The sequence below is a fragment of the Flammeovirga kamogawensis genome (genome assembly GCF_018736065.1).
Taxonomy (GTDB): domain Bacteria; phylum Bacteroidota; class Bacteroidia; order Cytophagales; family Flammeovirgaceae; genus Flammeovirga; species Flammeovirga kamogawensis.
In genome coordinates, this window is the sequence record NZ_CP076128.1 from 1,341,830 (window position 1) to 1,364,337 (window position 22,508).

Annotated in this window: 16 protein-coding genes; 5 read left to right on the forward strand and 11 right to left on the reverse strand. The window is 31.9% G+C overall.

From position 1 onward, the window contains the following. Window positions 1–22: 22 nt before the first annotated feature. The gene (locus tag KM029_RS05280; RefSeq protein ID WP_144072270.1) at window positions 23–2,677 is read right to left on the reverse strand and encodes a glycoside hydrolase family 19 protein; all 2,655 of its coding nucleotides are present in this window, start codon (window positions 2,675–2,677) and stop codon (window positions 23–25) included. Between the two features lie 327 nt (window positions 2,678–3,004). Then, entirely contained in the window at window positions 3,005–5,344 is a 2,340-nt protein-coding gene (locus KM029_RS05285) for an amylo-alpha-1,6-glucosidase (protein WP_144072271.1), read from the reverse strand. Between the two features lie 367 nt (window positions 5,345–5,711). On the opposite strand from KM029_RS05285, the gene KM029_RS05290 reads away from it, so the two are divergent. Continuing rightward, the gene (locus KM029_RS05290) at window positions 5,712–9,005 is read left to right on the forward strand and encodes a glycoside hydrolase family 38 N-terminal domain-containing protein (RefSeq protein WP_144072272.1); all 3,294 of its coding nucleotides are present in this window, start codon (window positions 5,712–5,714) and stop codon (window positions 9,003–9,005) included. 50 nt (window positions 9,006–9,055) lie between these two features. On the opposite strand, the gene KM029_RS27150 is transcribed toward KM029_RS05290, so the two are convergent. Both KM029_RS27150 and KM029_RS05300 read right to left on the reverse strand, forming a co-directional pair. Continuing rightward, on the reverse strand, window positions 9,056–9,247 hold the full coding sequence (locus tag KM029_RS27150; RefSeq protein ID WP_144075658.1) for a DUF1214 domain-containing protein: 192 nt from the start codon (window positions 9,245–9,247) through the stop codon (window positions 9,056–9,058). Between the two features lie 42 nt (window positions 9,248–9,289). Next, window positions 9,290–9,604 carry a hypothetical protein gene (locus KM029_RS05300; protein WP_144072273.1) on the reverse strand — a complete coding sequence of 105 codons (315 nt, stop codon included), beginning with the start codon at window positions 9,602–9,604 and terminating at the stop codon, window positions 9,290–9,292. Between the two features lie 173 nt (window positions 9,605–9,777). On the opposite strand from KM029_RS05300, the gene KM029_RS05305 reads away from it, so the two are divergent. After that, on the forward strand, window positions 9,778–10,443 hold the full coding sequence (locus KM029_RS05305) for a DUF2461 domain-containing protein (protein WP_144072274.1): 666 nt from the start codon (window positions 9,778–9,780) through the stop codon (window positions 10,441–10,443). A 17-nt stretch (window positions 10,444–10,460) separates the two neighbouring features. Here the strand turns inward: KM029_RS05305 and KM029_RS05310 are convergent, their stop codons facing one another. Further along, the gene (locus tag KM029_RS05310) at window positions 10,461–11,423 is read right to left on the reverse strand and encodes a helix-turn-helix transcriptional regulator (RefSeq protein ID WP_144072275.1); all 963 of its coding nucleotides are present in this window, start codon (window positions 11,421–11,423) and stop codon (window positions 10,461–10,463) included. Between the two features lie 225 nt (window positions 11,424–11,648). Between KM029_RS05310 and KM029_RS05315 the strand changes: the two genes are divergently transcribed. Then, window positions 11,649–12,194, forward strand: coding sequence for a hypothetical protein (locus tag KM029_RS05315; RefSeq protein WP_144072276.1), 546 nt, complete (start codon window positions 11,649–11,651; stop codon window positions 12,192–12,194). 86 nt (window positions 12,195–12,280) lie between these two features. Here the strand turns inward: KM029_RS05315 and KM029_RS05320 are convergent, their stop codons facing one another. The 4 genes from KM029_RS05320 to rsmG form a co-directional block, all read right to left on the reverse strand. Beyond that, window positions 12,281–12,496, reverse strand: a complete 216-nt coding sequence (locus KM029_RS05320) for a hypothetical protein (RefSeq protein ID WP_126612345.1) — start codon at window positions 12,494–12,496, stop codon at window positions 12,281–12,283. Between the two features lie 392 nt (window positions 12,497–12,888). Beyond that, a complete protein-coding gene (gene menD, locus KM029_RS05325; RefSeq protein ID WP_144072277.1) occupies window positions 12,889–14,592 on the reverse strand; it encodes a 2-succinyl-5-enolpyruvyl-6-hydroxy-3-cyclohexene-1-carboxylic-acid synthase in 1,704 nt (567 codons plus the stop codon). Between the two features lie 33 nt (window positions 14,593–14,625). Further along, entirely contained in the window at window positions 14,626–15,600 is a 975-nt protein-coding gene (locus tag KM029_RS05330) for a polyprenyl synthetase family protein (protein ID WP_144072278.1), read from the reverse strand. Between the two features lie 5 nt (window positions 15,601–15,605). Next, window positions 15,606–16,241, reverse strand: a complete 636-nt coding sequence (gene rsmG / locus KM029_RS05335; RefSeq protein WP_184679508.1) for a 16S rRNA (guanine(527)-N(7))-methyltransferase RsmG — start codon at window positions 16,239–16,241, stop codon at window positions 15,606–15,608. Between the two features lie 510 nt (window positions 16,242–16,751). On the opposite strand from rsmG, the gene KM029_RS05340 reads away from it, so the two are divergent. Both KM029_RS05340 and ruvC read left to right on the forward strand, forming a co-directional pair. Continuing rightward, window positions 16,752–17,150: a hypothetical protein gene (locus KM029_RS05340; RefSeq protein ID WP_144072279.1), complete on the forward strand. Its 399-nt coding sequence runs from the start codon at window positions 16,752–16,754 to the stop codon at window positions 17,148–17,150. Window positions 17,151–17,295: 145 nt separating this feature from the next. After that, window positions 17,296–17,865: a crossover junction endodeoxyribonuclease RuvC gene (ruvC, locus tag KM029_RS05345; protein WP_144072280.1), complete on the forward strand. Its 570-nt coding sequence runs from the start codon at window positions 17,296–17,298 to the stop codon at window positions 17,863–17,865. Here ruvC and KM029_RS05350 read toward each other — a convergent pair whose 3' ends face one another. After that, the gene (locus KM029_RS05350) at window positions 17,866–19,833 is read right to left on the reverse strand and encodes an ATP-binding protein (protein WP_144072281.1); all 1,968 of its coding nucleotides are present in this window, start codon (window positions 19,831–19,833) and stop codon (window positions 17,866–17,868) included. 104 nt (window positions 19,834–19,937) lie between these two features. Beyond that, window positions 19,938–22,502 carry a SpoIIE family protein phosphatase gene (locus tag KM029_RS05355; RefSeq protein WP_144072282.1) on the reverse strand — a complete coding sequence of 855 codons (2,565 nt, stop codon included), beginning with the start codon at window positions 22,500–22,502 and terminating at the stop codon, window positions 19,938–19,940. Window positions 22,503–22,508 lie beyond the last annotated feature (6 nt).

The following is a 22,508-nucleotide window of genomic DNA, read 5'->3' on the forward strand; positions in this document are numbered from 1 at the left end:
ATAATGCTACCCTTTTTTGTGCCTAATTTTTAATAATCGTTTTTTGAATATCTATTGTATCACCTTCTATTGTGAGAATATAAATTCCTTTTAATAAGTGATTTGTGTCTATAAATGATTTTCCATTTGGATGAATCTCTTGATACAAGATTGTTCCAGATGTATTAAGTAGCGTAACTAAAACATGCTCTTCAATTACTGGTATTTCAAGCGTAACTTTTGATAAAAAAGGAACGGGATAAACATTAAAATCAACTACCTCATTACCCAAACTTAAAGTTCTTGCATTACTAGAACAGTTACCTAAAGGTTTCCACCAATGAGCTGCAGTTCCAGGAATCACGTTATATAAATTATCAACTAAACATTCATATTTTTGTCCTTCAAAACTTACAATATCACCATTCATATAAATTGATGGGTAACCAGAATATGCAGGTAGGTTTTCACAAGTATTCCCTCCTATAACTTTTTCATTTAGCGTTATCGTAATACTCTTTTCAGAAGTTAAGCCATCGTTATCTGTAACTAATGCAATCAACGTTATCTCTCCAAAATTTGTAGGTACAAACGAAAAACTATTCCCAGAATACACTACGTCATTTATTGTAGTACTTACACTCACTATTGTTCCATCTTGGTCATCAGTAGCAATGCTTACGGCAATAGCTGATAGTGTTTCTTGTTCTATAATTTGATTATTTACAGGTGATGTAAAAGTTATTGTTGGAGCTACTTGTTGAACTTCGCTTACTGTAAATATAAATTCTTTTGTTGAGGTTTTACCAGTATTATCAGTAGCAGTGGCTACCACTGAATAACTACCAAAACTAGTTGGAGTATAAGAAAAAGAGGTAGTTGTACTTACTTCTTGATTATTAATTGAAACAACTAAATTCACCTCGCCTTTATCATCTGTTGCATCAATTTCGAAATCAATCGGCTCTAAATCATTAAAATTTGATTGAGACGGTAAACGAAAAGATAGAACAGGTGGGTTATCAATTTCAGAAGAAGAACAAGCTCCTAATAGAGTCCAAGTTGTTTCATCTTCATCTGGTTGATTACCAACAGACCACCATTTATTAAATTTATACAGTAACCCATTGTATACTATTTTCATACCATTGGTTTGGTACGTTGTCAATGCATTCCATTCTTCTACTCCATTACAATCAAAAGTAGTTCCTGCACAAACTTCCTTCAATTTCCAAACATCTGCACTTCCAGGAATATCAGTTTCTTTAGTTTCCCAACCTGCAGTATAAATTACTCCTTCATAAACAACATCAACTCCTGCAGTATAAACTTTAACCTCCCATAAATCACCACAATTTACTCTAGGATCTAGAATTTCAATTGTTGTTACAATAGTGGTTACTTTCCCATTAATATCAGTTGCTGAAATTGAAATACTATAACTTTTATATGCTGATGGTAAAAACGATACCTCGTTACCTTGAGAAGATAACTCCACACCATCAACAGAAATTAAAAGATTATCAATAGAATTATCATCTTTATCTATTGCGGTCGCTTTAATTAAAATTTCTTCAAATTCACTTTGTCTAATCTGTGTAGAAAGAGGTGATTGTAAGGAAATTCTTGGCTCTTGAGGAACAGGTTCTGGCTCAATACCTCCAAATGATTTTTGATTTGCACATCCACAAGCATTACAAGAATTGTTTCCATCTAAATCTGTTGAAACACCTAAAATTTCAGAATGTCTTTCATAATGTCCTATTCTGCTTAATACTTTTGTTTTTTCTGTTCCACTACCACATTCTAGTCCACCATTAATAATATTTACGGTCACACCAAATCCAGGAGACCTTCCATTTTGTGTATCAAAAGAAGATGGAATCCAATTCCCAACCATTACATCATGTGCAGAAGGTTTTGGGAATTGCGGAGTCATCCAAAACCAAATTGCAGTTTGAAATGCCAAAGCTCCATCTTCAATTACTTTTTCTGGATTAGCCAATAATATGTTTTTATCCCCAAAAAGAAACTGGCTTACTTGTCCATAATTATAATTCCAACTTAACTGAATTGGACCTCTACCGTGATATGATTTACCAGGAACAGCAGGATAATCTGGATGATTTTGCTCAACATACCCAATTAAATCAGTACCTACATAGCTAACTTCTTCTCTAAAGTATAAACCCCAAGCATATTTACCACCTGGTGCAGTTGCCCATCCCCCTGTAGTTTCTTGAGATAAATTTGCTAGAAAAGCTGATAATTCTCTTTTTCTAACTTCATTCGTTCCTTCAGATAAAAAATTTGCATAATCTACCTCTTTACTAATAATTGCTTTTTGCATATTCCAAGAGTCATCAAAACCTGCATCCGTTCGAATTAACTTTTTTACTCCTGTTGTTTTGTCTTCTCTTGTTACTTTATAAAGGTTTGTTCCTTCACGTCTTTCCATGTAAACCTTAATATTTTTCATTCGATTTACCGCTTCTATTAAACTAGAATATTTATAGAAGTCTTTCTCAGGGTTAAAAACATATCCCCCGTTTGGTCCTTGCTCGGTACCATACCTATATGGAAATAAGGTATTGTACTCCTCTTCTGTAAGAGGTACTTGAGCATTCGATTGTTTAGATAGCAATAACGTCACTATTACTAGTAATAGAAATGTTAAAGAAGATGTTCTGAAATTCATTACTGAAGATATTTAAATAGTTATTTACTGTAAGTTGAAGTAGTTTTTCATAGAGATATGATGTCTACTTTACTAATCAAATGTTGTTAGTAGTAAGTATGATTAGATTCTTAATCTATCGAATATTAAGGGTTGAAACTGAATAAATAAAAAAATGATGGGGTACATTTAGGTAGTCAACACTTTGTATCCCTATGCTTAACAAGGGGAACAGAAACAGCCTTTACAATCTAAACAGCTTGATTTAGTAGGGTACGGCATCAAAAAAAATTATATAAAAAAAGGGTAGCTCAATTAAGAACTACCCTAAAGTTTTAAGCAAAAAACTTATTTCTTCTGGAATGTCTGTTTCATACATTCGTACTCTTTATCCATGCTTGGTTTACAGAATTGAGTACCTTCAAATATCTCAGCTGAAGCAGCCATACGTTTAGCCATTTTAGGATCAAGATGCTCCTTTTTAAGCTCTCTTTGTTTCCCTTCAATACTGAATACAGTAAGTGTTAATTCTTTCTGATTTCTTGTAATTTCTAAACGCTCACCTGATTTAACAGGCATTGTAACTGCAGCAAATAATTCATGATGAAATTCTAAATCAACATCTTTACCTTCCATAATATAGGTATACTTTTCTACTCCATCTTTTACAGAATAAGTACCCTTAATATGTGCATTCATTATCTTCTCTTGGTAAGAAATATTATTTAGTTTTGATGGAATTCTTGGTGCAAGAACAACTTTATTTTCTATTGCATTAGGACGAATACCTAAGAAATATTGATACCAAACTCTTAACTGTTCTCCGTTTGACCAAGCTTGCATATATGTACCCGTTAATTTGGGGTAATCTTCTCCTGGATGAGGAAAGGCATCTGCATTTTCGTTCATACTACCTACTGCACCCATATCTAAAGATTGGGTATTCATATTTTCGAACAATTGGAATGCGATATCTCTTTGTCCACTTTCAATCATACGTTGCATAGCATAGCCATTGTTCCATTGCCAAATAGTACCATTATGGTATGCCGCATCTTTATGATAATGTTCCCAAGCTAAATGGTAAGGGTGGAAATTAGGATCTTCTTGACTTAAAGAAGCAACACCCCAAGGATACACTAAATGCTCCCAAATTTCTCTTGTTAACTTCATTTTCTGAACATCATCCGTCATAAAATCCATTGCAAACAATTGATTCGGACGAAATTGAAAGTCTGGTTGATCATCATGATCAATTCTATCTGCCATGTAAGCATGTTCAGTATCAAAAAAGTCTTTATTAAAATTCTCTTGTACTTTGTTTGCTACTTTTTGCCAACGCTTCATATCCGTAATATGATTTGTTTCTTTTGCAAAATAAATTGCTGCATTTAGTTGTTTATACCATAATGCCTGAATATCATTTGCGTAACTACCTCTTGGAGAATATGGAACATGATCACCTTCTCTACGAGCATCCATCCATGTGTCGGCATCCTCATGAGTTAAATAACCCTTCTTATTCACCCAATTTTTTAATGCACCATCAATACTACGTTTTACTGTTGGGTACACCTCTTTAATGAGCGACTTATCACCTGAATATTGAATATAATCTAAAAGCTCATAGATAAAACGAGGTGTTCCATCTGTAGTATGGTAGTTTAATGATTCCATTTTTACAATATTTGGTATACGACCATAATATTTAGAACCAGATTTTTTGTCTTGTACTTTAGAAAATGACAATAGTATTTTCTTCGCAACCTCCGTTTCTCCTAAAACTAAAGTTCCACCTGGTAAAGAAATAAATGTATCTCTACCCCAATACTCATTAAACCAAGGAATACCAGCATAAATACCGTACCCTCTTTGGTGTGTCACCATTTCATCCATGGTTAATTCTAACCACATTAGTGCTTTATCAAAATGAGGGTCTTCTGTTTTAATTGCAGTATTTTCAGTAATTAACTGCGTCATACGATCACTACGTTCTTTTAGCCATTTTCCATGGTTAATACGTGCCTCTTTTACTAAAGCTAGTGCTTCATCAGCTGTTTTTGCATAGGTAATATAAAAACCACCTCTTGTGTTTGTCGTTACTTTTGTCGTTCCATCTTTAGCAATTTTTTCTGTATGAGATGGTGCTACTGCAAGAATATGATCTGGGCTTTCTGAAGAAACATAATACGCTGCATTTGCATCAATATTTTTTAATTTTATTTGCTCTCCTTTAAGTTCAAGTTTTGTTTCATTACCCAAAACGTGATCTAGAGAAACATAAATAACATCCTGATCATCAAACAATACTACACGTTCTGTTGCAACATCTGTTTTTCTTTGTAAGAAATGAGGGTAAGCAACTACTTCTGCATTTTTTCTATCAAAAGGTTTACCGTCAATAGTTATAGCATAATCAGCGAATATTCTTTTTTGACCAATATTCCACCCATCAAACCAATTATAGAGTTCGTTGTTTAAAACATGAGACTGTGTTTGAAAGTAGGCACTCCTTTTATTAGAATATGTAATAATTCTATTCTCTTCTGGAGTTATAGGAACTGCAATATCAAGTAATATCTGATCTTTCACTTCTTCCTTAGAGACGTATTTCTCTCCACTTTCATCGGTACAACCAAGAAATAGAAACAGTGATAAAATGCTTAATACAAACTTTGTGATTTTCATAAATTTAATTTTTCAATCCAACGCGTGAGATAGTTCATTGATTTCACGTTCGCTTTGATTTAAATGTTCTAACAAGTTAACAATTGTTCGATTTGATCAGAAATATTTACTCGCTTTTTTAAGAATAATAATCTCAACACATATTTACTTCTATACATTATTATACTTACTCAAAAATCCATAACCATCTTATTTACAACTCAATATAGTTTAATTTATTCTAATTCGTAATACATAATTATTCATCGCAATCGATTGAAAGTTGTTCCTGTTAATAATTCCTGTTTAACATATAATAAATGTATTTATTACACACATTTATAGATATTTACATCAAATACCAATTATCATTAAATTTAATTACTACATGAACATTCAGCATATTAAGAATCTATTTTCGGTTCTTCTAATATTACTAATCACTACTACAATTTCTTCTGCGCAGCAAAAGATTTTCTTACAAGGCTATACCAATTATGTTAGCGGTGACATTATGCCGTACAAATCACCTCAAGAAGATGCAAACCAAGCAATGTTAGTACGTTGTCAAGAAGGAAAGCATATAATGGAATGGGAGGCAGAAGCTATACCCAAAGATTTTAAAGGTGAATTTGTTGAATATGGTATGATCATGGGTGTTGATATTGACAGAGCACAATACAGCTATGAAATTTATATCAACGATAAAAAATATTTCACTTTTACTGCTCCAGAAGAAAGTATTTTACAAGATGTAACAGATGAAGGTCCTAATGCTTCAACTTTTACTTTTAAAGGAACAATGATTGATGCTTATAGCGATTTATTTGGCTATGGCTTCTTAAAAATTAAAGCAAGTGACCTTCCTAAAGGAGAACCTATTTCTATGAAAATAGTGGCACCATCTATTGGTAAAGCAAGCTGGATGATGCTTTTTAAATATGGTTTAGATGGCAACATTAGTTGGAAACAAGAACCTGCTGTAATTAAAACGCCTAAAGGGCCAATGCAGCAATTAAGAGCTACAATTCTTCATTATGGAGACCCCGTAAAAGCAGTAATTACTGCTGGGAAAACAAAAGAAAAAGTAACTTTAAATGTAGGTGCTAACGTTTTTAGAATTAATGTTCCTAAGGTAACAGAAGATACACAAGTTCCTGTGAAAGTAACTATTGGTAAAAAAGTGTTAGACAATAAAATGTTAAACGTTACTCCAGTTAAGCCTTATACAGTCCATTTACTTCATCATTCACACGTAGATATTGGTTATACTCATACCCAAGATGAAGTTGAAAAAGTACAATGGAAAAACTTGGATGATGCAGTTATGATGAGTAAAAAAACTGCTGATTATCCTGAAGGTGCAAAATTTAAATGGAGTGTAGAAGTTATGTGGGCTGTAGAAAGCTACCTTAAAAATGCTACTCCAGAAAAAAGAGCAGACTTTTTAGCTGCAGTTAAAAGTGGTGCTATTGAACTTGACGGACTTTACGGCAATATGCTTACAGGCCTATCAAATCCTCAAGAATTAGTAGAATCTACTTTCGATGCCTTACAAATTGCTAAAGAAGTAAATGTACCTTTAGAATCTGCAATGATTACAGATGTTCCGGGTTATACATGGGGTTTAGTGCCTGTTTTAGCTCATTCTGGTATTAAATATTTATCTGCAGGTACAAATGTATTCCATAGAATTGGTGGTACAATTTCTACATGGGGAGATCGTCCTTTCTATTGGTCTTCTCCTTCTGGAGAGGAAAAAGTTTTAGTATGGGTACATGAAAAAGGATACAGTCATTTCCATACAGGCTTAGGTTTTAAAGACCTTAAAGTATTGCTTACTCCAAAATCTATTTTTGATTATTTAAATGAATTGAATGATAGAGCCTATCCTTACGACATTACAACACTACGTTATACCGTTGGTTCAGATAATGGCCCTGTAGACACAGGAATTTCAGCATCTGTTAAACTATGGAACGAAACATACGAAACACCAAGAGTAGAATTATCTACAACTACAGCTTCTTTTAAAGCTTTTGAAGAAAAATACAAAGATGAAATTCCTGTAGTAAGCGGAGATTTCACTCCTTATTGGGAAGATGGAGCAGGTTCTACTTCTAAAGAAACTACACTTGTTAGAAATGCTGCAGAGAAATTATCTCAAGCCATGACTGTTATGTCTTTAAATGGTGCAGATATACCTAATGAAACATTTGAACAAGCATGGAGGTATGTTTTACTTTACAATGAACATACATGGGGTGCTTATAATTCTATCAGTGAACCTGAAGCAGATTTTGTACATTCACAATGGGCTGTAAAACAATCTTTTGCTTTAAAGGCTGATTCTATTGCTGATGTCCTGTTAAATGAAGCATTATCACTTGGTGAAAAATCAAAAGGTATTGTACTTACCAATACATTAAACTGGGAGAGATCTGGGATTGTTAAGTTATCAAGTGCTCAATCTACTGCTGGGGATAAAGTAACTGATATAGACGGTAACGTTCTTCCATCACAACGACTAAATAGTGGCGAATTAGCTATTTGGGTAACTGACCTTCCTGCCTACGGAAAGAAAGAAGTCTTTGTAAATGTAGGAACAGGAGTATCTCCTAAAAAATTAAAGAACAACGCTAACGCGATAGAAAACCAATTTATTGCTTTAGAAATTGATGCTGAAACAGGTGTAATTACTAAATTATATGATAAAATAAGACGTAATAATTTAGCTGATACCAAAACACTCAAAGGTTTAAATGATTATTACTACGTAGAAGGCAGAACACCAAAGTCTCCATTAACTACTTCTAATGACATTGAAATCAAATGGTTAGAAAAAGGTGATTTATTAAGTACAATCGAAGTCACATCTTCTGTTCCTGGTACAGAAGAATGGAAAAGAACCTTTACTATTAATGCGTATTCTGATCAGATTGATTTAGAAAACCACATCAATAAAACAAATATTTATACAGCAGAAGGTGTACACATTGCCTTTCCGTTTAATGTAAATAATGGTACGGTTAGAATTGATACTCCTTTTGGTGAGTACATACCAGAGAAAGAGCAATTACAAGGATCTTGTAAAAACTATTTTACTGTACAACGTTATGTAGATGTATCTAATTTAGATTACGGTATTACTTGGGTAACTCCTGATGCTCCTATGATTGAATTGGGTGAAATTACAACGGATGCACTTTCTTATGGATGGGTACAAGAGGTTAAACCAACACAAACTATTTATGCGTATTTGATGAATAACTATTGGGAAACAAACTATAAAGCAAGTCAAGAAGGCTGGCATACATTCCGTTTCTCTTTAAATCCACATGGGGCATATATTCCAAGTGAAGCAAAGAAGTTTAGTATGGGAATTTCTCAACCAATTCTTATTTCAGAAAATGAAAACAACAGCTATGTCAGTTTACTACAACCTACTTCTCCACAAATGATAATTACAGCATCTAGACCTATGGGAGAAAATAAAGTATTAGTAACGGTATTGAATGCTTCTAAAGGCGATAATCTTTTGGAATGGACAGCAAGTGATAAAGTAAAATCAGTTGCATTGTCTAACATAAATGGTGACAATATTGGTTTATTTGATCAAGGTCAAAACATTCCTGGATGGGGATTAAGGTTCTTACTTATTGAGGTAAATCAAAATATTTAATAGAATTAAGGCGATGTTGAATATCAACATCGCCTTAATTTATACTTCTATTATTTAGATAAAATCTTCACATCTTCCATCTGCCACGATTTATCATACCATGCTTCTGTAGGAGAATATGTTCTAAACCAAATGAAAAAACCTTCATTCTCATTTGTCTGAATCCAATTTTCTTTCGCTACACCTTTTGGTTTTTTAGGCGAAAAATGTAATGTTATAGAACCATCTTTATTCTTTTTAATTCCATTTGAATTAGTTTTTGCAGGAACTTCTAAAACTACTGCTCAACCTTGTTGTTTATTTAGATTTACAGGATGCACCGCATAAAGGGTTTCAGAATTGGCAGTTAAAACATTATGTCTAGAATCTACGGATGTTTCCATAATTCCAACATTTTGTTTTGTTGATCCTTCTTTAAAATAAGAGTTCCACAATGCCATAAAAGCAGCATCAGGGTGCAAATCTCCATAAGCGGCAACTAATCTCTCATAATCCATTTGATTAAATAACGAATCTGAATCTATACCAACAGGAACACCTTTTTGTGCATAAAGTGATCCGGAGAATAAAAGTGAGATAAGAATAAATATTTTTTTCATAACGTTGATAGGTAATTTTTAATTAAACTCACTTTTACTAACGCTACTAAAATGATCAGACATTTTCTTATTAGGTCAAAAAAATTCTTTATAGTCCAATTTTAAAAAACATATATAGTGTTCTTTGATTACTAAATCAATTACTATATTTATAAGTATTTAAATTTAAAAACATGGTTACAAAAGAACTCTTCAATTTCCTGAATCAACTCGAAAAAAATAACAACAGAGAATGGTTTACAGAAAATAAGCCCACTTTTCAAAAGCATCAAGCTGAAATTAAAGATCTATTTCAAGACGTACAGACAAAATTATCTGCTACAGACAATATAGAGGGACATAAAATTTATAGAATCTACAGAGATGTTCGTTTCTCTAAAGATAAACTACCTTATAAGAAACATTTTTCAGGATATTTTTCTAGAGCTACAAAGCAATTAAGAGGAGGGTATTATTTACACATAGAGCACAATAACACAGTTGTAGGAGGTGGTTTTTATGCACCAAATTCTGAAGATTTAAAACGTATTCGTCAGGAATTTGAATATGGTGATTCTGAAATGAGAACAATAATTGATTCTAAAGAATTTAAAGATACTTTTGGAGAATTAGTTGGTGATGAAGTAAAGTCTGCGCCTAGAGGCTTTGATAAAAATGATCCTGCAATTGATCTAATACGCAAGAAACAATTTATTGCTATGCGAAAATTTACAGATGAAGAGGTATTATCTCCACATTTTATTGAAGATGTTGTAAAAACTTTTGAAGCACTGCGCCCATTCTTCGATTACATGAGTAGTATACTTACTACTGATTTAAACGGTGAACCTATAAAATAAATTGAAGAGAAGTGGGGTTAAAACTTAGACAATGTACTTGGTAAACAGCCGTACTTCTCTTTAAATAACTTACCAAAATGAGTTACACTTGTAAAACCTAAACTATACGTACAATCAGAAACATTGTGCGAACCCGCCTCTAACCATTGATGTGCTCTTTGTAATTTATAATCATTGGTATATTGTAAAATAGATTCACCAATAATTTCTTTAAAAAGCTTACGCAGTTTACTATAACTAAATTGAGCCACTTCTGCTAAATCTTCTGCAGTTATCTTTTCTTCAAAATTCTTCTCAATATATTCTTTAACCATAAAGATCTTTTCAACATCTATTTCTGGTAATGATCTAGGTAAAGCTTGTACTTTAAACCTATACGCCACTTTGTTCGCAAAATTATAGAGTAGTCTAAATGTTAGGTAATCAAGTTTTAACAACTCAATTTCGTTATCAAAATCACATTCTTTTATTTCTTGAATTAATTTCAAAGTTGATGAAGATATATTCTCATAAATAATAAATGGGTCTTTACCAGATAGCATTTGCGAAATAAACGGTTTATTATTTATGTTATATTTCTCTATAAAAGCTCTGTCATATTTAATAGTTAAGAAAGATACATTAGCATGTGCATCAAAATAAAAAACTTCATCTCTCTTTAAATTCGACCAATATTTTTTTTCTCGAATTCTAAAAGATGCGTCTTCTATATCATCAGTTAATTTAAAAGGAGTTAGAAAGTATACGATTACAAAAGTATCTTTCTCTTGCTTTTCTCTTATTAATTTTAAAGGTTGATTTAACCGCCCTTCAAAAGAAGTCACTTCTAAATTACTATTTATTTGATACCCTTTAGCAGTAATTTCTTCTCCATTAGTATTGATAATTATCTTATCCCTTTCTAGAATACCATTGTATTGTTCTACTAATTCAGGAAATACCTTTTTAAAGGATGCTGACTTAATTCGAATCTCTCTCATACTATCACCTTTTGATATAAATTACAGTATAAATATATACAATAGAAGGTTATTTCATTCTACTAAATAGTAATTAAATGATTATTTACGCATCAAAAACAAAATAATCTTTCTCAACTTCTTTTAACAGGTAAATATCAGAATGGAATAATTTCATATCAATAACAAAGATATTAAAGCAAGAAAAATAATGACATTTGAATTATCAACATAAATAAAAGAAAGATGAAATCTCTAATAGAAATATCAAAGCAAGCACAAAAAAACATTCTATTGTATCAACAACAAATAGATGAGATAAAAGCAGTCACCAAAGAAAAAAAACACGAATTACAAGCTGAAATTTCTTTAAAGGTGAACGACTCTATTTTAATAAAAGAAATTGAAACTCTTGATAAATTATCAAAGGTTGAAAAAGAGTATAAAGAGATAATTGATAAAATTACAACTATCAATACATCTTTACTTGACTACTCTGATGAAGCAAATGATAAGGTATTGAATTCACTTAAGTCAACATCTCAAGAAGCTATTTCTAAAAGTGATATCCTTGATGATGAAATTAAAAAAGAACTCATTGAAAAAACCTTAAATAAAATGAATAACCTTCAAGATAAATTAGAGGTGCTTATTCAGAACGGTAAAAATAAATTAGGTGACATAAACAAAAAGTCAAAAAATAAACTTGATGAAACAAGCAACAATGTTGAAAATCTAATTTCTAAAACTGGAGATTTGACAGAAAACTTGGCTAATAAAGTGATTTATTAATTTTACCTGAGTACAATAAAAACGGCTATCAATTTACATTGATAGCCGTTTTTTATTTAAGAACTCTTATTAAGACCAAATTAGTCTTAATATCCTATTGTTCTATTTTCTTCGATTTCCATCATAGCATTTAATGCCAAGATATTTGCATCATGAGAAGCATCTGTTTCGTTATGCTCTAACGAATTTTGCATCTCTTTAACTGCATGTTGCAATTTCAACAAATTATCTTGCTTACGCTTAATTCGTTGATTTAGGAGATCGTAGTAAACTTTGTTTTTTTGTTGAACACCACTACTCATTGAATTTTTTTGCTCTTCAACGAAATTATGCTGCTTAACGAAAACTTGCTTTAGTAATTTTATAATGCCCATAATAACACAAATCAAATCTTTGAAAATTATAATAAGTAGAATTAGTCTGTAGTTGGTAGTTATAACAATATTAAGAATTATTATTGTTTTTGAAAGTTTCAAGATGCTAAATATCAAATAATTAGAACTTTTAGGACATTTTCTTTAAAAAGTACTACTTAATATTAACTATTTGTGAACATTACATGACTTAAGAATTAATACCAACTCTGATCAAGTCCTAAAAATTCTTCAAATAATTCTACTTTTACAAAAAAAGCAAGCCTAAATTAATAAGATTGCTTTACTAAAGAACTTTAATATTGTACTTTGAAAGAAGGTTAAACTTTAAATACACCTTCCTTTTTAAATGCTTTAAATGTGTTTTTACTAATTACTTTATCCGTTTTCACTTCTAAAATACTTGTTTGCTCCGATGGCTCTAAGAAACTCTCGAATGTAAAATAAAACTCTTCTCTAGAATTTAATTCCCAATGATTGCATTGAAACTCTTCTGCTAAAAACTTTGCAGATGTTTTTTGTTCAGTTTCAAAATACTCTGATAATTCAGGTTGTTTAGTAGGACCTTCAATCATACTAAAAATCACACCCCCATGGTTATTGAGTAGCAAAACTTTAAGATTTGGAGGTAAGTAATTGTTCCAAAATGCATTTCTATCATAAAAGAAAGCTAAATCACCTGTCAATAAAAAATGGACACATTCTGGGTTACTTATAGCATGACCTATAGCAGTACTTGTACTTCCATCAATTCCACTAGTTCCTCTATTGGCAAAAACTGCTACATCACTTCGCTCTAACCCAATAAAATTAGCGTAACGCACAGACATACTGTTTGCAAGGTGTAAAACACTATTTTCAGGTAATTCTCTCAATAAGTGGTTAACTACCTCAAACTCGGAAAAAGATAACAACTCAAAGAAATCAATCTTATTGGTTTTTACTACATCGTCTTTTTCTTTCCACTCTTCCAAATATTCTGTTGAATGTGCTAATTCAAAACCAGAAAACTGGTCAAAAAATGCATCTTCAGTAGATCGGATTATTTTTGTTAAAGACTGGAATGTATCTGGAACTTCACCTGCTTGTTGTATATGCCAATGCTCCTGAGGAGGGTTATTTCTTAAAAACAACTTTAAATTCTTAGAAATTACTGACATCCCAAATGTAATTACTACATCTGGCTGAAGAACCTCTATCTTGGAAGGAGAAAGAAAAACATCTTGGTGAATGATTGCATTTTCTACACTTCCATAATTAGAAATAATATCAGAAACTACCGGAAAAGGTAATTCTTCTAAACTTTCTGCTAAAGAACTTTGGTATTGCCCCTGCCCTGCAACTATTAGAATTTTTTTATGCTGATTTAGAATTGGAAGTAAAGTTTCTTCCCATGTTTCATCATCTAAATAAGGTTCTGATGATACTACTTCTACTGCTCCTATATTTTCATTTGAGAAATCGAATTTCTCATCAACTTCAGGATAAAAAGGTTCTCTCAAAGGCCAATTGATTTGAACAGGTCCTTGAGGATAATCCAATGCAACTTGTAATGCCTCTGCTCCAATTCTTTTTCGATACCATTTTGCATCATCATGCCCTAAATCAACAGGCATTTGATAGCTTTTTTTAATATGGTTTCCGTAAATATTTTGTTGTCGGATTGTTTGTCCGTCCCACTGGTCTATCCATTCAGTTGGACGGTCTGCTGTAAGAACAATTAATGGAACACGCTGATAAAAAGCTTCTGCTACTGCAGGAGCATAATTAAGTGCCGCAGTACCCGAGGTACAAGCAATTACAACAGGTGTATTAGTTTGTTGTGCGATCCCAAATGCTATAAAAGCAGCAGATCGCTCATCGCTAATTGTTCTAGTTTGTATATGAGGGTGTCTTACAAAAGCCAATGCAAGTGGTGCAACTCTAGATCCGGGAGACAAAACTACTTGCCTAACTCCCATTTGATAAAGTTGTTCTACAAAATTACCAACTTGAATCAATAAATCTTTTCTATGACTGCTCATAAACCGTTATATGATAATTAATTATAGTAGCAACTAGATCTCTCTGTCAACAACATAAGAGATTAACTGATGTAATGCTGTTTTGTATTCAGAATCTGGTAATTCATCTAAAATTTCTCTACCCTCCTTAATGTATTTCTCCATTGTCTCAGTAGCGTATTCTAAACCTCCAGAATTTTTCACAAATTCTATAATTTCACGAACAACCTTCTGATTGGTGTTCTGTGTTTTTATTTTGAAAATAATCTCTTTCCTTTTTAACCATTTTGCATTATTAAGTGCATAGATTAAAGGTAAAGTCATTTTCTTTTCTTTGATATCTATTCCTAATGGCTTTCCAATTTCAGCAGTTCCGTAATCAAATAAATCATCTTTTATCTGAAAAGCAATACCAATTTTTTCACCCATTTTGTGCATACGCTTTACAACATCTTCAGATGCCCCGGCAGATGCTGCCCCCACTGCAGTACAAGCTGCAATTAATGTGGCTGTTTTCTGACGGATTATTTCGAAATACACCTCTTCAGTGATATCGAGTCTACGTGCTTTTTCAATTTGCATCAACTCTCCTTCACTCATTTCTCTAACTGCAGTAGAAACGTATTTGAGCAATTCAAAATCGTTATTTTCTACAGATAGCAAAAGTCCTCTAGAAAGTAAATAATCACCTACAAGAACTGCAGTTTTATTTTTCCAAAGTGCTTTTATAGAGAAGAAACCTCTACGGTAATCTGCATCATCTACAACATCGTCATGCACGAGCGTTGCTGTATGAAGTAATTCAATTAATGCTGCACCTCTATACGTTTGATCAATTATTTCGCCGGTAGCCCCTGCTGTAAGAAAAACTAAAATTGGTCGCATTTGTTTTCCCTTACTTTTTACGATATAGTTCATAATCCTATCCAATAGGGCTACGTCACTCTTCATAAAAAAGCGAAATTTCTTTTCAAATTCGACCATTTGTTCCTTTACAGGGACCTGGAAGTCTTGCATTTTTTTCGGCATACTGTCTAGTTCGTTACTGGAACGTAAGCTACTTTTTTCGTCTCAAAGAATTCTTCTTCAAAAATTTCAGACATTTCAATCAGCTTATGCTTCTTTTTCAACTTTGAAAATTCCTCAGTAAGATCTCCACCTTTCAAGCAAATAATACCATTTTTAAGGTCATGTCCTTGCTGATGTGCCACTTTTGAGCGGATCCATCTGTAAAGAACATCAATTCTTGTAACGGCTCTCGAAACTACGAAGTCATACTCACCATCAACCTTTTCAGCACGCATTTGTTCTGCCACAATGTTTGTAAGGCCAATAGTTTTTGCTATTTCGTTTACTACATTGATCTTTTTTGCTATTGAGTCAACAAGGTGAAACTTTACTTTTGGAAATAAGATTGCTAAAGGGATTCCAGGAAAACCTCCACCAGTTCCTACGTCTAAAATTTCAGTACCTGGCTTAAATTCAATCACCTTTGCAATACTTAAAGAATGAAGCACGTGACGTTCATATAAGTTCTCAATATCTTTTCTTGAGATTACGTTTACTTTTTCATTCCACTCTGCATATAAATCTTGTAGCTGCGCAAATTGATTTTTTTGCACTGCTGTCAAGTTCGGGAAGTATTTTTCGATGATATCTATTTTTGCCATTGCAAGTAATTTCTCTGTCCAATAAAGGATCAAATTTAATAATTTTTTTCACACTCAGATGATCTCTCACAAGATTAATTTCCTTGAATTATCATCAATTTGTAAAAAGATATTGCTTTATAATTTTTGAGATCTTAGTAGTATAACTCATAAGTACCCAAATATTCTTCAAAACTAAGATATTTAATTGATCTCTAATGAATATTTCTCACTTCCTTTAAATTCATTTTCTATTTTTTTGAGATTTTATTGATTTTGTATCTATATCAAAACAGAAATTATACTTTAAATGTGCTATTTCTTCTCAAAAGTGATTTTTTCAATTTTCAACGTACCCTATGATTAAAAAAATAAACACCACCTGTTTCTACTAGAAATATAAAATCAAATAATTGATTAAAACTATAAAATTACACTACGAAACAGATAAAACTTACATTAAACTGTACATTGTAACTGAACAAAAAAAGTTATTAGGGTGTTTCTAAGGCAAACAATAAAATAAAAGATATGACCAACTTTACCACCGATATGAATAGCCGCTCTTCTACACTGACTATCAGAATGAGAGGCTATTTTCAAACAGAACAATTCTCAGAATTATTTGAGACTTCATTAAAGGACATTCAAAATGGGAAGCCATTAATTGTCTTATTAGATGCACGTTTTATTAAATCGGGATGGATGTCTGCTAATCCATGGTTAGTGAGTTGGTTTTTACCCAAAATAGCACTTTTAAAAGTGAAACATTTTGGAGTTATAATTGAAGAAGATTGTGATCCATTCACTAGATTTTCAGTGATAAACCTAGAAAGTTTATTAGAAAATGAACCAAGTCTTAAAATTAACTTATTTGAGTCGCCAGAAGAAGCAGTAATATGGGGGCGTGATTTGCTTAAAGCAGCATAAAGTATTAAAGTTAAATTTTGGGTGGTTTTTCGCAGTTGAAGATACAACTGTTGGGGTCTCTTTGGTCGGAGGTCCCATTTTTTTTGTCTACATTTGCTAAGCATCATTTTGTAAATTACTCCACACAAATTGCTTTAGGCGTTTCATGAAAAAAATTCAACCTGAGAAATTAGTTTTAGGTATCGACCCAGGTACTCAAGTTATGGGCTATGGACTAATTCATGTCCAAGGATCAAAAGTTTCTTTAGTACAATATGGTGTTATCCATTTAAAGAAGTTTACCACTCATGCTTTAAAATTAAGAAAAATTCATGAGCGAATTACAAATATCTTAGAAGAGTATGCACCAGATGAAATGGCTTTAGAAGCTCCTTTTGTTGGACAAAACATTCAATCTGCATTAAAATTAGGAAGAGCTCAAGGAGTTGCAATGTCTGCTGCTTTAATTAGAGATATCCCAATTACAGAATATGCACCTAAAAAAGTAAAAGTTGCAGTTACTGGAAATGGAAATGCTTCTAAAGAGCAAGTTGCTAGTATGCTAGAAAAGCTTTTGAAATTTAAAATGGATGATAAAACATTGCTTGATGCCACAGATGCTTTAGGTGTAGCGGTTTGTCATGTTTTCCAGAAAGGTGATAATACACAAAAAAAGCAATCGTGGAAAAACTTTTTGACTGATAACCCTAATAGAATATCAAAAAGGCTAAAATAGTTAATCAATAACCGATGTTTCTTGAGGTACTTTTAGTGGTAATACAGCAGTAAAAGTACTTCCCTTTCCTAGGGTACTTTTACATTCTAATTTCCCATTCATTACATCCATAAATTTTTTAGCAATACTTAAACCTAATCCTGTAGAAGATTCTCCGTTTGTTGGTTTCGCTGATAACCTTTGGAATTTACCAAACATTTTTTCTTGATCTTCAGTAGAGATACCTGGCCCTTCATCTGCAATAGACACTTTTACCTCATTATCCACCTGATCAATTTCCACAAAGATATTCTTAGTTTTAGGAGAAAATTTTATTGCGTTAGATAGTAGATTATCAAGAACTTGCTTTACACAATGAGGATCTGCATATACTTGTACAGGCTTTAATTTTTGATGCACGGAAATTCCCTTTTCTGCTGCAGAGTGTTTACAACTTTCAACTACGCATTCAACAATAATGTCCAATTCAAATTCTGATTGCATAAGGTTAAGATGTCCCGCCTCTATAGCTTTTACATCAAGAATTCTTGTAATCATTTCGTGCATTCTATTTAGTGCATTAGAAACGCCTTGAATACATTCTTGATTATCTCCATCAAGTTCTTCGTTTAAAAGCTGACTTAATGATAATGCTGAAGTTAAAGGGTTTCTAAGATCATGTGCAACTACACCTATTAAATGATTTTTTTCTTCATTTAATGTATTTAATCTATCGTTATGCTCCTTTCCCTCTTTATTTTTCTTTGCTAATTCTTCTTGTTGTTCTTGTAATAATTTATTTGCTTCAACGAGTTTTTTGTTCAGGATATTCTGTTTACTCCTTTCTTTCATAAAAATCATTATTACACCAATAAGAAGAAAACAAACAATTATAGCAGCAATAGTTAAAACAACCTGTTGGTCCATTTTTGCTTTTTGCTGCTCTCTTAGTAACTGAGATTTTGCCCTTTCATCATTAAATTTAACTTGGGTTTCTAATGTGGCCACTTCACGCATTTTTTCTTGTGTAAAAAGGCTATCATATAATTCATTAGATTGTCGCTCATATTTTAAAGCTTCTCTATAATTCCCTTTGCGTTCATATAATTCTGATAATTGGAATGATGCCCCCATCAATTCATGCTTTGCATGAACTTGATAAGCTAATTTATAACTTTGCTTTGCGTATTTCAAAGCACTATCTACTTTACCTAATTCAAGGTACAATGAGGATATATTATTAGACACACCTGCCAATCCTCTCTTTTCATTTAATGCTTTTAAAGACGAATATGATAATTTATAAGCTTTAATAGCCTCTCCTAAATTACCTAAATTTCTATAGACAATAGCAATATCATTGTATGAATAAGGTAGAAAAGTATTGTCTTCTTTTTGTCTAATTTTAATAGCTTTTTCATGGTAAGAAAGTGCTTTTACATACTCCTCTTTATAATTTAAGATATTAGCCATGTTACTGTAGGCCAATGCTGTTAATTTAGGAGATGATGTATCGTTCAATAATTCTAAACCTCTAGAATAGTATTCTAAAGCTTTATCGTATTCTTGTTGTACCTCATATATTTTACCAATATTCTGAACTGTCGAATTAACTGTATTTGGGTTTTCTTCTTTTTCACTAATATTCAATGCTTCAAAATAAAATCGTAGGGCATCACTATATTCTGCTTTATAATAATAAGCTACACCTTTGGCCCTGTAGGCTCTTTCCAAAACAGTAATATCGTTTAATTTTGTAGCAAAAGAAATTGCTTTATCTGCATAATAAATAGACGAGTCTAAATTAGCATTTAAATAAAGCCCACTAAGTCTTAGCAAATTACTAAGGTAATTTGGGTTTTCTTCATGAAAACGAACCTCATTTTGCAAGCTATCAATATGACTTCTTTGAAATTGAATTGAATCTATTTCTGCATAAGATAGTAATGAGTAGAAGAATAGAACAGATAGTAGATAGTAGTTCTTCACGAGATGATAATCAATAGTCCTAAGATTTAGTTACAAACTCTGTTTGCAATATACTAATTATAAGACTACGTAATTATCAAAAAGTTGCTTATTAGAAATAAAATTTAGCAGATTTCCATAATTTTTTTAATATTCTCGATCTTTAAATTATTTGCCTGATCCATTTTCGGTTGAAAACCTACAACTAAAATATCATCTGTTTGCTTTACATTGCCTGTCATCCAATCATCAATTGTCATTGCAATAATTGATTTTTGCTCATACATATGTTTATCAGCAATATCTTTCAACATATTTCTAAAATTCTTCTTATAGAATTTTCTTCCCTGGTCTCCTCCAAATTGATCTTGATACCCATCAGAACACATATAGAGAGATAGAATTTCTTCATTTCGAGAACGCTCCACTCGATGTTCTTTGAAAGGTGCATATTTTTTCTTTTTCAAAACATGTCCTCCAATAGATTGTCTATTACCATCTATTACTTCAATAAAGTTTTCGCCTTTATCATTCTTTTTAACAATGTATAAAGGATGATGTGCTCCTGCAAAACGAAATTCATTTGTTCGAGTATTCATTACACAAAGACCAATATCCATTCCGTCTTTGTTTTTTAAACGTTCTTGTTGTAACACCACTCTAATTCTAATATGCAGTTCATCTAATAACTCTGCAGGTGAGGTTATATCCTTTGTATTCACCAAATTCGATAAGATTTCTCTGCCTAAAATTGACATGAACGCACCAGGAACACCATGCCCTGTACAATCTGCAACAGCGAAGTAAATAAAATCTCCTTTAGTTTCTAACCAATAAAAGTCTCCACTTACAATATCTTTAGGTCTATAAAGCACAAAAGCATCTTCGAATTTACTCCTCACTTCAGAGAAATTAGGCAATAAGGCTTGTTGTATTCTTTGTGCATACTGTACACTACTTTTCCATTGCTTGTTCGTAAATTCCAATTCTTCTAAAGTTCCTTTTAAAAGAGCATTACTTTGTACTAATTCTTCTTTCTGAGAGTTAATTTTAGCCGTTTTCTTTTCTACTTGATGTTCTAGACTTTCATAATTAATAGCTGTATCTAACGCACTAACAGCATACACTACAATACTACCTAACATATTTATTTGAACTTCCGTAAAAGAATTTGCAGTAGTATTGTGTATCGCAAGAACACCTACTCTACCCGATGCAGATGTCATAGGGAGGTAAATCAAAGAGCCAATTTTTTGAGAAGTAATTACAGGTAATAAGTGTTTAAACTCATTATTATCATCTCCTAAAAAATCTTGTACAATAATAGGTTCTTGTCTTCTAAAACATTCGACTCCTAAATGTGTAAACTCATGTATTGATCTATCAAAAGAAATGAACTCTCCTACATTATTATATCCTTGGTAATTCAATTCATCTTTTTGATAAACTCCAATTAAAAAAGTAGAAAAGTCTAAAATATTACCCAATGAATAGTAAAACTCTTTTACAATTGCTTCTACTGAAACATGTTTATTTAAACGACCTCCAATTTGTCGAATTGTATCAATTTTTTCATAAGTAATAGCAAGCTCTTCTTTCTGTTGAATAATCTCATCACTACGCTCATTCATTTTTTCTAATACATAATTAAAATCATTTGATAAATCGCCAATTTCATCTTTTGTTTTAATTGTATATAACTTCCCTTGAAAATCTTTTGCTACAATTTCATGTATAGATTTTGATAATTTATTAATAGGTTTACCCAGTCGCGAAAGAAGGTAAAAAAGTAAACCAGCATTTACTAAAATGATACTAAAAGCTGATATAAATAAGACAATAAGGTTTATTCTTTTCCAATAATCCATATAGGCTATCATAGTCTTTATAACCGATGCAATTTGTCTTTCGGCAACCGATAGTTCGCTATTTAGGTTATCTTTTATTCCTCTAACACCATAGTACCCTAATTTCCTATCAAGGTTTACTAATTCTTTAAAATTCTTTAGATAGGTATCTAAACCACCTTTTAAATACACTCTACCATATTTTTCTGAGATATTGTTATCTATATCCTCCTTTAATAAAGTGATTACATTTGTCAGTTTAGCAAGGTATTGCAAGTCTTTTCTTAAAATATAATCTTTTTCATGTCTACGAAGAGATAATATTTTCACTTGATCTAACGTGTACCCTGAATTCATTACACTATAAATTGCACGACGCATATCTCCTTCTACTCCATAGCTTTTAAAACCTCTTTGTAGCTGTACATTAATTAAACTATCAAAGCTAACATGATACAAAGAAAGTGTATTCTGGAGCGTTCGCAATGAAGGGATTACGTTGGCATTCTGTACATAGCTATTAATATAAAATCCTTCTATTTGCAGATTGATTTCATCTAATAATAAGTTATGTTTTATAATAAAATGATTATCCTTTGATTCGTAAAAAGATGGATTAATTGTTTCAGTCAAAAGAAAAGACTGTCGTGTAGTTTTAATCTTCTGGATTTTATCACTTAATTCATTTAGTTCTGCAACCAATGCTTCTGCATTTTGGGTTATATTTCTGATAGAACCGAAAGCAATAAAAACAACAAAAATAATAACTAAGTTAGCTGCAAAAGACCAGATTAATCTTGTCTTTATACTTTTAGCTTGCCTTTTTTTGGGTGTTAATTTCATGATAGT

Bases quoted from the DNA above. Each gene is read 5' to 3' on its own strand.
- KM029_RS05280 (WP_144072270.1), bottom strand. From the start codon at position 2,677: ATGAATTTCAGAACATCTTCTTTAACATTTCTATTACTAGTAATAGTG.
- KM029_RS05285 (WP_144072271.1), bottom strand. From the start codon at position 5,344: ATGAAAATCACAAAGTTTGTATTAAGCATTTTATCACTGTTTCTATTT.
- KM029_RS05290 (WP_144072272.1), top strand. From the start codon at position 5,712: ATGAACATTCAGCATATTAAGAATCTATTTTCGGTTCTTCTAATATTA.
- KM029_RS05300 (WP_144072273.1), bottom strand. From the start codon at position 9,604: ATGAAAAAAATATTTATTCTTATCTCACTTTTATTCTCCGGATCACTT.
- KM029_RS05305 (WP_144072274.1), top strand. From the start codon at position 9,778: ATGGTTACAAAAGAACTCTTCAATTTCCTGAATCAACTCGAAAAAAAT.
- KM029_RS05310 (WP_144072275.1), bottom strand. From the start codon at position 11,423: ATGAGAGAGATTCGAATTAAGTCAGCATCCTTTAAAAAGGTATTTCCT.
- KM029_RS05315 (WP_144072276.1), top strand. From the start codon at position 11,649: ATGAAATCTCTAATAGAAATATCAAAGCAAGCACAAAAAAACATTCTA.
- KM029_RS05320 (WP_126612345.1), bottom strand. From the start codon at position 12,496: ATGAGTAGTGGTGTTCAACAAAAAAACAAAGTTTACTACGATCTCCTA.
- menD (WP_144072277.1), bottom strand. From the start codon at position 14,592: ATGAGCAGTCATAGAAAAGATTTATTGATTCAAGTTGGTAATTTTGTA.
- KM029_RS05330 (WP_144072278.1), bottom strand. From the start codon at position 15,600: ATGCCGAAAAAAATGCAAGACTTCCAGGTCCCTGTAAAGGAACAAATG.
- rsmG (WP_184679508.1), bottom strand. From the start codon at position 16,241: ATGGCAAAAATAGATATCATCGAAAAATACTTCCCGAACTTGACAGCA.
- KM029_RS05340 (WP_144072279.1), top strand. From the start codon at position 16,752: ATGACCAACTTTACCACCGATATGAATAGCCGCTCTTCTACACTGACT.
- ruvC (WP_144072280.1), top strand. From the start codon at position 17,296: ATGAAAAAAATTCAACCTGAGAAATTAGTTTTAGGTATCGACCCAGGT.
- KM029_RS05355 (WP_144072282.1), bottom strand. From the start codon at position 22,502: ATGAAATTAACACCCAAAAAAAGGCAAGCTAAAAGTATAAAGACAAGA.